This window comes from Bacillus sp. AFS055030 (assembly GCF_002574545.1).
In the GTDB taxonomy this organism is placed as follows: domain Bacteria; phylum Bacillota; class Bacilli; order Bacillales; family Bacillaceae_G; genus Gottfriedia.
In genome coordinates, this window is the sequence record NZ_NUGT01000007.1 from 81,684 (window position 1) to 96,549 (window position 14,866).

The 14,866-nt window shown below is 34.6% G+C and carries 13 protein-coding genes; 12 read left to right on the forward strand and 1 reads right to left on the reverse strand.

Going from position 1 to position 14,866, the window contains the following annotated elements; genetic code table 11:
- Positions 1–9: 9 nt before the first annotated feature.
- The 9 genes from CN925_RS02680 (at position 10) to CN925_RS02720 (ending at position 10,519) form a co-directional block, all read left to right on the forward strand.
- Entirely contained in the window at positions 10–1,317 is a 1,308-nt protein-coding gene (locus tag CN925_RS02680) for an extracellular solute-binding protein (protein WP_098844522.1), read from the forward strand.
- Positions 1,318–1,404: 87 nt separating this feature from the next.
- Entirely contained in the window at positions 1,405–2,280 is an 876-nt protein-coding gene (locus CN925_RS02685) for a carbohydrate ABC transporter permease (RefSeq protein ID WP_098844525.1), read from the forward strand.
- A gap of 90 nt (positions 2,281–2,370) precedes the next feature.
- A complete protein-coding gene (locus CN925_RS02690) occupies positions 2,371–3,198 on the forward strand; it encodes a carbohydrate ABC transporter permease (protein WP_286138244.1) in 828 nt (275 codons plus the stop codon).
- A 47-nt stretch (positions 3,199–3,245) separates the two neighbouring features.
- Positions 3,246–3,881 (forward strand): YesL family protein, encoded by a 636-nt coding sequence (locus CN925_RS02695; RefSeq protein WP_098844528.1) that lies wholly within the window; start codon positions 3,246–3,248, stop codon positions 3,879–3,881.
- 32 nt (positions 3,882–3,913) lie between these two features.
- Positions 3,914–4,885: an aldose 1-epimerase gene (locus CN925_RS02700; RefSeq protein WP_098844531.1), complete on the forward strand. Its 972-nt coding sequence runs from the start codon at positions 3,914–3,916 to the stop codon at positions 4,883–4,885.
- A gap of 33 nt (positions 4,886–4,918) precedes the next feature.
- On the forward strand, positions 4,919–6,253 hold the full coding sequence (gene xylA / locus CN925_RS02705) for a xylose isomerase (RefSeq protein WP_098844534.1): 1,335 nt from the start codon (positions 4,919–4,921) through the stop codon (positions 6,251–6,253).
- A gap of 94 nt (positions 6,254–6,347) precedes the next feature.
- Positions 6,348–7,847, forward strand: coding sequence for a xylulokinase (gene xylB, locus CN925_RS02710; RefSeq protein WP_098844536.1), 1,500 nt, complete (start codon positions 6,348–6,350; stop codon positions 7,845–7,847).
- Positions 7,848–7,884: 37 nt separating this feature from the next.
- Positions 7,885–8,868 carry an aldo/keto reductase gene (locus tag CN925_RS02715; RefSeq protein ID WP_098844537.1) on the forward strand — a complete coding sequence of 328 codons (984 nt, stop codon included), beginning with the start codon at positions 7,885–7,887 and terminating at the stop codon, positions 8,866–8,868.
- Between the two features lie 46 nt (positions 8,869–8,914).
- Positions 8,915–10,519 (forward strand): glycoside hydrolase family 43 protein, encoded by a 1,605-nt coding sequence (locus CN925_RS02720; RefSeq protein WP_098844540.1) that lies wholly within the window; start codon positions 8,915–8,917, stop codon positions 10,517–10,519.
- A 429-nt stretch (positions 10,520–10,948) separates the two neighbouring features.
- Here the strand turns inward: CN925_RS02720 and CN925_RS02725 are convergent, their stop codons facing one another.
- Positions 10,949–12,649, reverse strand: coding sequence for a M4 family metallopeptidase (locus CN925_RS02725; protein WP_286138242.1), 1,701 nt, complete (start codon positions 12,647–12,649; stop codon positions 10,949–10,951).
- Positions 12,650–12,901: 252 nt separating this feature from the next.
- Between CN925_RS02725 and CN925_RS02730 the strand changes: the two genes are divergently transcribed.
- From CN925_RS02730 to CN925_RS02740, 3 genes are all read left to right on the forward strand, one after another.
- Positions 12,902–13,468 (forward strand): DUF4047 domain-containing protein, encoded by a 567-nt coding sequence (locus CN925_RS02730; protein ID WP_098844543.1) that lies wholly within the window; start codon positions 12,902–12,904, stop codon positions 13,466–13,468.
- Positions 13,469–13,487: 19 nt separating this feature from the next.
- Positions 13,488–14,033, forward strand: coding sequence for a signal peptidase I SipW (gene sipW, locus CN925_RS02735; RefSeq protein WP_098844546.1), 546 nt, complete (start codon positions 13,488–13,490; stop codon positions 14,031–14,033).
- A 78-nt stretch (positions 14,034–14,111) separates the two neighbouring features.
- Positions 14,112–14,723, forward strand: a complete 612-nt coding sequence (locus CN925_RS02740; RefSeq protein ID WP_098844549.1) for a TasA family protein — start codon at positions 14,112–14,114, stop codon at positions 14,721–14,723.
- Positions 14,724–14,866 lie beyond the last annotated feature (143 nt).

Genomic DNA, 14,866 nt, shown 5'->3' on the forward strand with positions numbered 1-14,866 from the left:
AGGTTTGACATGTTTAAGAAAGCGTCTTCATTAATGTTAGCATTAGTCCTTATTCTTATGGTTGCTTTAACTGGCTGTGGTAAATCGAATAACGCCTCAACTGAAAGCGGTTCCAAAAAGGTAATTAAGTTTATGCATCTTTGGCCGGCTGGAAGTTCTAAGCAACAAAACTTAATTGTCTCTGACATTATTAAGCAATATGAGGCTGAACATAAGGATGTAAAAATCGAGGTAGAAGTTCTTGAAAATGAGCAATACAAGAATAAGATTAAAGTTCTTTCTTCGTCTAACGAACTTCCTGATGTTGGGTTTACATGGGCAGCAGGATATATGAAACCATTTGTAAAAGGTGGCCTTTTTGCTGATTTAGATGATGTGTTAAATAACGGATTAAAAGATTCATTTGTAAGTGGAACAACAGAAGCATATGCAGTTGATGGTAAAACATATGGATTACCTCTAGAACTAAACATCGCTCCAATTTATTACAATAAAGCAATTTTTGAAAAATATAATCTTCAAGTACCACAAACTTATAGCGAATTCCAAAATGTTGTTAAAACACTTGCTAAAAATGGAGTTGCTCCTATTGCTTTAGGAAATAAAGATCGTTGGACAGGTTCACTTTGGTATATGTATTTAGCAGACAGAATTGGTGGAGCTGATGTATTAAACAAAGCAATTAACCGTACAGGAACATTCGAGGATCCTGCACTTGTAACAGCGGCAACAGAGGTTCAAAACTTAGTGAAAGAAAAAGCATTTAATAAAGGTTTTAATGGATTATCTAATGATGAGGGTAAATCTGAATTCTTAAATGGACATGCAGCTATGTACTTAATGGGAACTTGGGAGCTTCCAAACTTTACGACAAATGAAGAAATTCCTAAAGATTTCCGAGACAATGTAGGTTTCTTTAAATTCCCTACCTATGAAGGCGGAAAAGGAAATATTAATAGCTGGGTTGGTGGACCTGGTGTTGGTTTATTCGTAGCAGAACATTCAAAAGTTAAAGCTGAAGCTAAAGACTTTGTGAAATTTTTTGTAGAGAAGTGGGGAGAGCAATCTGTTGAAAAAGCGGGTGTAATTCCTGCGACAAAGGTTGATACTTCAAAAGTAAATTTACCACCGTTATATATTGACGTGTTAAATGAATTAAATAAAGCTAGCAACCTAACACTATTTGCTGATGTTCAAATGAGTGCTTCTGTAGCGGAGACTCACTTAAACTTAATTCAATCTTTATTTGGAAATGAAGTAAAACCAAAAGATTTTGCAAAACAACATGAAGAAGCTTTAAAAGCAGAAGAAAAATAAATTCTAATGTACAAAAAGAAAAGGGCATATGGCTTCATATTGAATATGCCCTTGATTTTTAAATAGAAAGGAAGGAGTTGAATCAAAATGAATAAAGCTATGTCAAATAAAAAAATAATCGCCTTATATATTACACCAGCTCTTTTTCTAATCCTTGCTTTGATTTACGTTCCAATTGTACAAACTGGATACTTTGGCTTAATGAAATGGAATGGAATTGGGGAAAAGGAATTCATAGGTTTAAAGAATTACTCCCACTTATTACATGATCCTCTATTTTGGAAAAGTGCTTTCCACTCCTTTTTATTAGCGGTATTTTCGGCAGTTAGTTTAATTGGTTACTTGTTCATCTCATTTATACTTGCCGGAAAAATAAAAGGTGCAGACCTTCTTAGAAAGATCTATCTTATTCCAATGCTGCTTGCTTCCGTTGCAATTGCTCAGCTTTGGCTTAAAATCTATCATCCCACTAACGGTATTCTAAATAGCTTACTTGTTTCTCTAGGGGTTAATAATCCACCGGCATGGTTAGCAGATACAAACTTAGCACTATATGCGATTATTATTCCGATTATTTGGCAGTACGCTGGTTTTTATATTCTGATTTACTATGCAGCTCTTAAAAATATTCCAGATTCTCTAATCGAAGCTGCAAGAATTGACGGGGCGACCCCAATTCAAATCGCATTGAAAATAAAATTACCGTTAATTATGAATGTCGTTAAAGTAACGATTGTTCTTGCTGTTGTTGGATCACTTAAATATTTTGATTTAATTTATGTTATGACAGGTGGGGGGCCAAACGGTTCAAGTGAAGTAATGGCATCTTATATGTATCAAAAAGCATTTAAAGGTTTTGACTTTGGATATGCAAGTGCAATTGGATTTTTCTTATTAGTTATTTGTTTAGTCGTTACTTGGATTATTCGTAAGTTTACTGAAGCAAATAACGATATTTACTAAAAGGAAGGGGGATTTAAAGTGGATACGGTAAGAGCTACAGGATCTCAAGCCATTGTAACAGAAAAGAAAACTGACCGTAGCAAAAATAGTATTTTTAGTAAAATTGCTTACGGATTTATGTATCTTTTCCTTACAATCGTAGCGATTTTTCAACTATTTCCGATCGTATGGTTATTCCTTTTTTCATTAAAAAATAACCAAGAAGTGTTTAATATGTCACCTTTTTCTTTACCTGAAAGCCCAAAGTGGGAGAATTATACGAAAGTTTGGACTGAGGGAAATATTAGTCAGTATTTTTTTAATAGTGTAACTTATACAATTGCTGCCGTTATTTTAACAGTTGTATTAGCTAGTATGGTAACCTTTGCAATTACAAGAATGAACTGGAAAGCAAGTAAATGGGTATTAGGGTTATTTATGGTTGGTTTAATGATTCCGGTCCATTCAACGCTGATTCCTTTATTTAATACTTTTACAAAAATAAATTTAATTGATAATCCACTCTCGGTAATCCTTACGTACACAGCTTTTAACTTGCCAATTACGATTATGATTTTAATTGGTTTTTACGAGGCTCTCCCTAGGGAGGTAGAAGAAGCAGCGATTATGGACGGGGCATCAATTAACCATATCTTTTTTAAGATTACTTTACCAATGACATCACCAGTAATTGCTACAGCAGCAATCATAAATATGATTTACAACTGGAATGAGTTTGTTTTCGTGAATACATTTATTAGTTCAGATCAATTTAAAACACTCACAGTTGGTATTCAAAACTTTATTGGACAGTATACGACTGATTGGGGAGCAATTGGGGCTACATTAGTTATTAGTATTCTACCAATCCTAATTGCCTTCTTAATATTAAGTAATCGAATTGTAGAAGGAATTGCTTCTGGATCGGTAAAAGGTTAACGCCATTAGATAATGCTATAGATGAATTCGTAAAGGAGGGTGATTAAATGATACTCGGAAAAACAATGGGAAAATTGTTTACGTTATGTGAGTGGGTTATGAAATTAGCCTATGTCAATCTACTATGGTTCCTCTTTACAATTGCTGGACTGGTCATATTTGGTTTTTTCCCAGCAACAGTGGCCCTTTTTACAATTGTACGTAAATGGATCGTAAAAGAAACAGAACTTCCGATTTGGAGAACATTTCTAACTGTCTTCCTGAATGAATTTAAAAGTTCTAATAAACTTGGCTTGGTATTCATTTGTAGTGGTATCTTCTTAACGTTTGATGTATTTTACATTCGAATGATAGAAGGGATGCTCCAATTTATATTAATCATTCCTTTATTAATCATTGCAGCAGTTTATTTATTGGTTTTCCTATATATTTTCCCACTTTATGTACATTACGAATTTAGTCTTAAAGACTATTTAAAAAACGCATTCTTTTTAAGTGTTTTTCATTTTCACATTACTTTACTAATGCTAGTTAGTCTAATCGCTATATTATTTTTGCTACTATATCAGCCAGGACTAATACCATTCTTTAGTGTCGTATCAATTGCATGGATTTTCATGTTCTGTGGTATGTACAGTTTTAATCGCATAGACGAAAGACAAGGCAAGATTAGTAAAGTCTAAGTGTAGAAAATATGACAGAACGGGGTATCTAGATGAATACTTATGCTGAGGAAATCACTTTTTTAGATGAACCGGCGATAAAAGCAGGTAATAGTGAATTAGAGATTATCATTATTCCTGGATGGGGATCAAACTTGATTTCCATGGTTCATAAAAAATCAAATACTGAGCTTTTAAGAGTCCCAGACTCAACTGAAGAGTATTTGGCTAATCCAGTTCTCTACGGTACACCAATTTTGTTCCCACCAAACCGAATCGATCAAGGTAAGTTTCGATTCGGAGAGAGAACGTATCAATTTGAAATGAATGAAATGGACAAGCAGAATCACATTCATGGTTTTGTTCACAAAAGAAAGTGGACGATTTCCAGTGTAGAAGTTAATAAGCAAACAGTGAAAATTACTACTGAGTTTGATTCAAATAAGCATGAAGATGTTATGGAGCAATTCCCGCATCATTTTGTGATTAGGATGAGCTTTATTCTGAATGATAATTTATTCGCTAAAAGAGCAGAAATAATGAATAAAAGTAATGAAGTCTTACCGTTTGGCTTTGGTTATCATACTAGTTTCTTATTTCCAGAAGAAACTTCAATCTTCAAGCTTCCAGTTGATAAACGCTGGAAACTAAATGAACGATTTTTACCAACGGGAGAATTAGAAGATATTGAGTACAAGTATGAGCTAGGTGAAGGCATGAGTTTGTACGGGTTAGAGTTAGATGATGTTTTTTTAGCTAGTCCTAATAACAGTGGCCTACAGACGGCACAAATAACAAACAAATCAACAGGAATTGAGATTAATTATACAGTTGACCAAAGCTTTAAGCATTGGGTTGTTTATAACAAAGATGGGAGAAGTGGCTTTTTATGCCCAGAGCCCTATACGTGGGTAACTAACGCCCCTAATCTTGGAGTTAATAGAGAATTGACTGGCTTACAAGGTATTGAGCCAGGTGATTTGAAAGTATTGCGCACATGGATTGTCGTTTCACACAAGTCATAACATATAAAATTATTATTTTAGGAGGAATTAAACATGAGTTACTTTACTAATATTAACAAAATCAAATTCGAAGGTCCTAAATCAAAAAATCCATTTTCATTTAAATATTATGATCCACAAAGAATAATTAATGGCCAAAAAATGGAGGATTTACTTCGTTTTTCAGTTGCTTACTGGCATACATTTACTGCAGATGGTTCAGATCCATTTGGAGCAGGTACAATGCAACGTCCTTGGAACCATTTAAAAGGAATGGACCTTGCTAAAGCACGTGTAGAAGCATCATTTGAGTTTTATGAAAAGTTAGATGTTCCTTTCTTCTGTTTCCATGATTCAGATGTTGCACCTGAAGGAAATACATTAGGTGAAACTTATAAAAACTTAGATGTCATTGTAGAGATGATAAAAGAATATATGAAAACAAGTAAAACAAAATTACTTTGGAATACGGCAAATATGTTTACTCATCCTCGCTATGTAAATGGGGCTGCTACTTCAAATAACGCTGACGTATTTGCATATTCAGCTGCAAAAGTGAAAAAAGGATTAGAAATTGCAAAAGAGCTTGGTGCAATTAACTATGTATTCTGGGGTGGACGTGAAGGTTATGACACGCTTTTGAATACAGATATGAAGCTTGAGCAAGACAACCTTGCACGTTTCTTCCATATGGCTGTAGATTATGCAAAAGAAATCGGTTTCGATGGTCAGTTCTTAATTGAACCAAAACCAAAAGAACCAACGAAGCATCAATATGACTTTGATGTGGCAACTGGACTAGCTTTCTTACAAGCTAATGGTTTAGAGAAACATTTTAAATTCAATATTGAAGCGAATCATGCGACACTTGCTGGGCATACATTTGAGCATGAATTACGCGTAGCTCGAATAAACGGAATGCTTGGTTCAGTTGATGCAAACCAAGGTGATAAGTTAATCGGTTGGGATACAGATGAGTTCCCTACAGATCTTTACTCTACTACATTAGCAATGTATGAAATCTTAAAAAATGGTGGCTTAGAAAAAGGCGGCCTGAACTTTGATGCAAAAGTAAGAAGAGGATCATTTGATGTAGAAGATTTATTCCATGCACATATCGCTGGAATGGATAGCTTTGCAATTGGCACGTTAGTAGCTAATAAACTAATTGAGGATAAAGTATTTGAAAGTTTTATTGAAGATCGTTATAGCAGCTTTACTTACGGTATTGGTAAAGAGATCGTAGAAAATAAAGCAAATTTCCATACGCTTGAAGCATATGCGTTAAATCTAAGTGATATCCAAAATAAATCTGGTCGTGAAGAACGTCTTAAATCAGTACTAAACCAATATTTATTAGAAGCGATTTCTGAATTCGCTACAGTTTAAAAACCATTTGACCATGAAATGTGCTGGGAAATTTATAATTTCCAGCACATTTTTCTCATACGATTTGATCAAAAACAATAAAAGGATGATTGTTATGAAATATGTAGTAGGAATTGATTTAGGTACAAGTGCTGTAAAAATTTTATTAGTTAATCAGTCCGGAGAAGTATGCCAAGAAGTATCTCGTACCTATCCATTAATACAGGAGAAATCCGGGTATAGTGAACAAAATCCAGAGGAATGGTTTGAAAAAACAATCGACGGACTCACCGAACTAGTTAGAGACTTTAATGGTCACCCAAATGATATAGAAGGGATTAGTTTTTCTGGTCAAATGCATGGTCTAGTGCTATTGAATAAAGAAAATGAAAGCCTTCGTAATGCAATTTTATGGAATGATACAAGAACGACTGAGCAATGTGAACAGATCAATTCAATAGTAGGTAAAGAATGTTTACTTGAAATAACAAAAAATCCAGCGCTAGAAGGATTTACCTTACCAAAGCTTTTATGGGTAAAGGAATATGAACCAGAAATTTATCAGCAGGCAGCAGTATTTTTACTTCCTAAAGACTATCTTCGTTTTCGTCTGACAGGAGAAATTCATACTGAATACTCAGATGCTGCCGGTACATTACTTTTAAATGTAAAAGAAAAGCAGTGGAGTGAACAACTATGTACTAAATTTGATATTCCTCTGCAACTTTGTCCACCAATCGTCGAGTCTCATCATTGCGTTGGAACAATTACAAAAGAGGTTTCTAATTTGACGGGACTTAGTCGTGAAGTGAAAGTATTTGCAGGGGGAGCTGATAATGCATGTGGCGCAATTGGCTCAGGTATTTTAAAAGAAGGTAATACGCTATGTAGTATTGGTACTTCAGGAGTTGTTCTTTCTTATGAAGAGCACGCTGAACATGACTTCAAAGGTAAAGTTCATTATTTTAACCATGGTAAAGAAGATGCTTTCTATTCAATGGGTGTAACGCTAGCGGCAGGATTTTCATTAAGTTGGTTCAAAGATACTTTTGCTGAGAGTGTAAATTTTGATCAACTTTTAGAGGATGTCGATCGTGTTTCAATTGGATCAAATGGTTTAATGTTTACTCCGTATTTAGTTGGTGAAAGAACGCCTCATGCTGATTCAGTTATAAGAGGATGTTTTATCGGTATGGATGCAGCACATAAGAGAAGTGACTTTGCGAGGGCTGTCATGGAAGGTATTACTTTTTCATTAAACGAGTCAGTTGAGATTTTCCGAAACAATGGTAAAAAGATTGATTCAATTATTTCAATTGGTGGCGGTGCAAAAAATCCTATTTGGCTTCAAATGCAAGCAGATATTTTTAATGCGACAATTATTAAGCTTTCAAGTGAGCAAGGTCCTGGGATGGGTGCAGCGATGCTTGCTGCTTATGGATGTAATTGGTTTGAATCATTAGAAGCTTGTGCAGAAGAGTTCATCAAGCCAGTCACTTCATATAAACCAGTTAGTGAAAATGTTAAGCAATATGAGAAGCTTTATTCAATTTATAAGCAAGTTTATTCTAGCACGAAGGAACTAAATAGAATGTTATCTGAATTTAGAAAGTAGTATAAGACGTTAGATTGCATTAGAGGAGGAGTTTCACTTGAATTATCGAGAACTTGGTAATACAGGTTTAATGATTAGTGAGGTAAGTTTTGGAACTTGGGCAATTGGTGGAGCATGGGGAAAAACAGATGATGCAACAGCTTTAAAATCCTTACAACATGCAATCGATCAAGGTGTAAATTTTTTTGATACTGCAGATGTTTATGGTGATGGTCATAGCGAAGAACTATTAGCTAAAGCCACAAAAGGACTAGAAGATAAAGTTTATATAGGAACAAAATTTTGCCGGAGAGGTGATATCTTTTCATCGGATAATTACTCATATGAAGCGGTTAAGGCTTATTGTGAGGGTAGTCTTAAACGATTAAACCGAGATGTGATTGATTTATATCAAGTACATTGCCCAGCAACTGAAATTTTAAAGGATGGACAAGTATTTGATGTACTTGACCGCTTAAAAAGTGAAGGGAAAATCCGTCATTACGGGGTTAGCGTTGAAACGGTTGAAGAAGGGATGATTTGTTTAGAAAACCCGAATGTGAAAAGCTTACAAGTTATCTTTAATATTTTTAGACAAAAGCCATTAGAAGCATTACTTCCTGAGGCTTATAAACGTGGAGTTGGAGTTCTTGTAAGATTACCACTAGCCAGCGGACTTTTGTCTGGAAAGTATAAGGCTGACCATATTTTTGAAGAAGATGACCACCGAAACTTTAATGAAAATGGAGCGGCCTTTAATATCGGGGAAACATTTGCAGGCTTAGGTTTTAAAAAAGGAGTAGAGTTGGCAAACCGAATTAATTGGATTGCTGAAGGAAGATCATCAATGGCAAGTGCGGCTCTTAGATGGATTTTAGATCATAAGGAAATTACATGTGTAATTCCTGGATTTAGAAATGAAAGCCAAGTGAGTGCCAACTTAGATGCAATGAATATACAATCTTTTTCGAAAGCTGAATTAGATCAATTAGAGCTTTTCTATCAAAAGAATGTTTCTGATTTTATTAAAGGTGCTTATTAAAGAAGTAAAGTATTGAACGATATAAATACATATGGAGGAGTTTAAAATGGCTAAAATTAGTAATCCAATTTTACCGGGATTTAATCCGGATCCAAGTATTTGCCGAGTAGGGGAAGATTATTACATTGCAGTTTCAACCTTCGAATGGTTTCCAGGAGTAGGGATCTATCACTCAAAGGATTTAAAGAATTGGCGCTTAGCATCAAGACCTTTGAATCGTTTAAGTCAATTAAATATGACAGGCAATCCAGATTCGGGCGGAATTTGGGCTCCAGCATTATCTTATCGTGACGGACAGTTTTGGTTAATTTACACGGATGTAAAAGTAGTTGAAGGTCAATGGAAAGATTGTCATAACTATCTTGCAACATGTGAAACGATTGATGGAGAATGGTCAGATCCAATTTATTTAAATAGTACTGGATTTGATCCGTCGCTATTCCACGATGAGGATGGAAAAAAATACTTAGTTAATATGGTTTGGGATCATCGCGTAGGAAATCATCCTTTTTATGGTATTTCATTACAAGAATACAGTGTAGAAGAACAAAAATTGGTGGGTAAAGCAGAGGTTATCTTTAAAGGAACTGATATTAAACTGACGGAAGCACCACATTTATACAAAATAAATGATTACTATTACTTATTAACGGCAGAAGGCGGTACGAAATATGATCACCAAGCTACAATTGCTAGGTCAAAACAGTTAAGAGGTCCATATGAAGTACACCCAGAAAATCCGTTAATTTCGTCATTCCATGCGCCAAGAATTCCCCTTCAAAAAGCAGGACATGCATCAATTGTTCAAACGCATACAGATGAATGGTTCCTAGTGCATTTAACAGGCAGACCATTACCAAGAGAAGGACAACCATTGTTAGATCCAAGAGGCTTCTGTCCATTAGGAAGAGAAACTGCTATTCAAAGGCTTGAGTGGAAAAATGATTGGCCGTATGTTGTAGGCGGGAATAGTCCTTCACTTGAAATAGAAGGACCAAAAATAGATGAAGTAAAATGGGAAATTGATTACCTTGAGAAGGATGACTTTGACTTAGAAATCTTAAACCATCACTTTCAAAACTTGAGAATTCCATTAGGAGAGAAGATCGTTTCACTAAAAGACAATCCAGGGCATCTACGTCTTTACGGAAGAGAATCCCTAACATCTAAGTTTACTCAGTCATTTATAGCAAGACGCTGGCAACATTTTAACTTTACTGCAGAAACAAAAGTAGCATTTAATCCAAATACATTCCATCAATCAGCTGGTTTAGTAAACTATTACAACACTCAAAACTGGACTTCATGTCAAGTTACATGGAATGAAGCAAAGGGCAGAATTCTTGAAATAGTAACATGTGATAATTTTAAGTTCGATCAACCTCTTCTAGGCAACGAAATTACCGTTCCGGAACATGTTGAATATGTGTATCTTCGTGTAGACGTGAAAACGAATGTTTATGAGTACTCTTACTCATTTGATGGAGAAGAATGGACAGTAATCCCTGTAACACTTTATTCATATAAACTGTCTGATGATTATATTCAAGGCGGTGGATTCTTCACAGGTGCATTCGTTGGGATGCAATGTCAGGATACGACTGGTCAGGGGCTCCATGCGGATTTTGATTATTTTATATACAAATACTAAAAAAGTTCAACCTTAATAAAAAAACTATGCAGCTTTAAGAAGATGATCTCTGTATTGAACAGGATCATCTTTTTTAAGTTGAAAATGTTTGTTCTTTTAAAAGCCCCCTTAGTTAACAAGTATACAGTCCATCTGTAGGGGATCATCATACGTTTGAAGTCCCTAGAAATTATAAGCTAATCATTCAAAACGTAGAGGACTGAATGGACCAAACTGTAAAACCTCTGAATAATACAAAATGCACCCCCTAATATTAGTATTGACTAACATTTGAGGTGCACTAGTAATTATTTTAGTATAGTTGAACAACACAATACATAGGTTCAACAAAATTAGATTTTAGTAACCATGGTTTACTTTGCGCTTGAAAAGTTTTTCTCGAGACCCCCATTAAGAGCTCATGATTAAATGACTTATCTTTTTTATTTATTAGTTTACACCTACAGAAGTATATGCATCCATGACTGCTTGTGTTTCTGCTGAAGGAGCACCGTTTTTATCTGGATATAAGTCACGTGCAGCTTGGATTGCAGCTTCTCGCATCTCTTTAAATCCAGAAGATTGAGTTAGATAGAGAGTAAGTGCACGGTAATAGATTTTTTCTGCTTTTTTATTTCCAATTCCTTTAATTGTAATACCATTATTCGTTCCACCTTGAGTTAATAAATAAGCAGCTTTGTTATTGATTCCACTGTTAATGTGTACGCCACCATTATCTTCAGTACCTAAGTAACGATCTTGGTATGTATCAGGATAGTGACCTGATGGCATTAAACTTTGAGCCTTACCTGCAGGGTTACTCATTGAACGAAGTCCTCCGTCCCCATTGATGTAAGGAGTAAAGATTTCTTCTCCAAGTTCCCACTCAGTTACTCCAGTAGTGTAAATTTGAGCGAAATTACCTAAAATATCTGCTAGAGATTCATTCAGAGCTCCAGATTCATTTTTATAAATTAGATCAGCAGAATTTGTAATCACACCATGCGTCATTTCATGGCCCGCAACATCTAAACCACCAGCTAAAGAGCTATATTTAACTCCGTCGCCATCTCCGTATACCATTTGTTTTCCATTCCAGCCGGCATTATTCCATTTAACTCCAACGTGAACAGTGTTAATTAGTGTCATACCTTTATTATCTAAACTATTACGTTTATGAATATATTGATAGTATTGGTTGACTTTATCCGAGTTGTATTGAGCTGAAATGGCTGCAGGATCAGTAAAGAAATTACTTGAGCTAGTGGTTGTAATATCATAACCACTAAAACCAAAAGCAGAAACAATTTGAAAGGCTGTTTCATTAGCACGATTTGCAGTAAAAGTAGAAATAGGAACAGTATTAGTTCCGTAAACTGATGCACCGTATAAATAACTAGTTCCAGTTGAAAGATCCTTTCCGACAGGGAAAGTTTGCATCTTGCCGTGAAGGTCTAATCCTCTTCCAGTTACTGTTGAAAGTGTTGTTGGGTCAATTGCAGTATCTAATGCGTCATAGCTATCAATCACTTCTCCGCTATTTGCATCTACAAAGTAGTGGAAGAAACCTGGAGCTGGTGCTGAAGTTGACGCTTTAACTAAATAAGTTAAATAATATTTTCCGTTAAAAGGATAGATTGTTAGTTGAGAATCAATTTGATCATAACGTTCAACTGTTCCAATTTTTGATTCAACTTTATCTTTTGCAATCTCAACAGCATCTTGCTCTGAAAGTGTTGCTTCAGTCGGTATTAATGAACGCGATAGATCTTGTGTTACCTTCCCGATAGATGAATAAACATTATTATTTTCATCTAGTGCAACAGTTTGCCCTGATCCATAAATTGGTATTCCTTTATACTGCTCAACTGTGCGTACATGATAAGTACCAGTTAAAGAATCCGTTTCTTCGCTCACAATTTTAAATTGTTCACCAATATTGACTAGTCTTGTTCTTTGATTTTCTACTTTTGAATGTAGAAACGCTTTGATAATCTCGTCCTTATTTACCACATCTGAAACGGTTGCAGCACTTGCTTTTCCAGATCCAAATGTTGTAGCTGGAATTAAGCCACCCATTGCAACGGATAAAGATAATACTGCTGGTATAACGGTTTTACTTCTAGTTCTTTTCGAATTTCTCTTTTTCACTGTTTACACCCCTAAATTTGAATTTTGGAACAATTACAATTATTGAAAAAAAACCCAACTAAATCAATGGATTTTCGATTATTTAATCTTGAGAGATATATGAGTAGATACATAGATTTTTCATACAAATAATTCAAAATTCGACAAAATTCTACCATGATTTTAATAGAAAATATCTCGGTAACAATTTTCAGCAAATTCTGTATAATAAAAATCAATTGAGTTTGATTACATCACAAGAGGGGGGAACACATGAGGAATTCAATTCATAAAATGATCATTTTGCCTTGCTTATGCAGTATTTCATTTTACGTTGGGGTGAAAATCGTTGGAGAAACAGAAGCTTCCTTTTCTACTAAAGAAACGTTAAGTCCAGTGGAAGTATCAACAGCATTTGTATTTCCATCAACAATTAAACAGCTAGTGAACGAATCAAAAGAAATTGCTAAGACTATAAACAAAGAATATGAATCTATTGATCCTCCATCTACAGATGATTCTCTCCAAGAACTGAAGGTGAGTGAAGAGAAGATCAAAGAAACTGATCAAAAAGTTCGTCTTCAATACAAAGCTTTAGAAAGTAATGTAGAAGAACTTTCACGATTCAATAGTCAAATACAAAATCAAAAAAATGCAGACCCTAAGGCATTCGATTATGTAAGCGAGGGATACCATGATGTACTGTACATTTCAAAAAATGTTCAATCCACTGTTGACTTTGACTATATAGAAGAAGTTCATTCACTAATCTCATTTCAAATAAAACAACTAGAAAGTGAAACAAATAATGTACAGGAGTTAAATGGAGAACAAAAATAATTTTATGTAGGTGAAGAAGTTGAAGAAACTATTAACTATATTAGGTAATTTCATCAAAGTAATGTTTGGAGGACTAGTCTGTATTTTAGCATTTGTTGTTATTTCTTCAAGATTATCCGGGCATGAACCTTCGATGCTTGGTTACCAAGTGAAATCAGTATTATCTGGCTCAATGGAACCGACTTTTCAAACAGGATCGATTATCTCAATAAAATTACATACAAATCAAACTAACTACCAAAGAAATGATGTTATCACCTTTCGGGTTAAAGAAAAGTTAATAACTCATAGAATCATAGAAAAAAAAAATAAGAACGGCGTCATCACATATAAAACAAAAGGTGATAACAATAATAGCCCAGATTTATGGACAGTCACAAAGCAAGACATAGTAGGGAAATATACTGGTTTTACGATTCCTTATTTAGGTTACGCGTTAAACTATGCGAATTCAAAAATTGGATCATCGCTTTTATTAATTATACCAGGCATCTTACTTATTATTTCTGCTATCTATTCAATTGGAAGTGCAAAAAAAGAGCTAGAGCAAACAGCAAAAGCCTGATTAAGTTGATTAGATCTCATATGTATCACCTATAGAATACATAAGAGTTTAATATATTATACCTAAGGGGGAAATAAAATGAGTTTTACGAAGAAAGTAAGTCAAGGAGTCATGAGTGCTGCATTAGGATTATCTTTAATTGGAGGAGGAACATTTGCATATTTTAGTGACACAGTTGAGACACATAATACTTTTGCTGCAGGAACATTAGACTTAGGATTAAATCCTAAAGCTGTTGTAAATATTAGCAACATCAAACCTGGAGATGAAATTTACCGTGAATTTACATTGGAAAACAATGGCTCATTAAATATCAGTAAAGTATTATTAGACACAAAATATAATGTGAAAGATGCTAATTCAAATAATAACGGTGATGATTTAGCTAAACATATTAAAGTAACAATTATGTATAACACTAGTAGTGCAACAAATCCAATTGTTGAAACAACACTATATGATTTACAAAATCAACAACCAGATATCACTCAAATTGATACTTTAAATGGTCCTATCCCAGATGGCATTTTAGCAGGCAATAAGGAAAAAATCTTCGTATTATTCGAGTTTGTAGATAATGGACAAGACCAAAACCATTTCCAAGGAGACAAGCTACAAGTAAACTGGACATTTAATGCACAGCAAGAAGCTGGGACATATCATGATGATACAGATGAAAACAGTAACTAACTATAAGCTCATAGAAGAAGAGGTTTCATTCTGATTTTAAGATAAATAGTAATCCGATCCTCCATTAATAAATATATCCAAAACATCTCAAACAGATTGCTTTATAAAGAGCGTCATGTTGGAGGTGTTTTATTTTATAATGA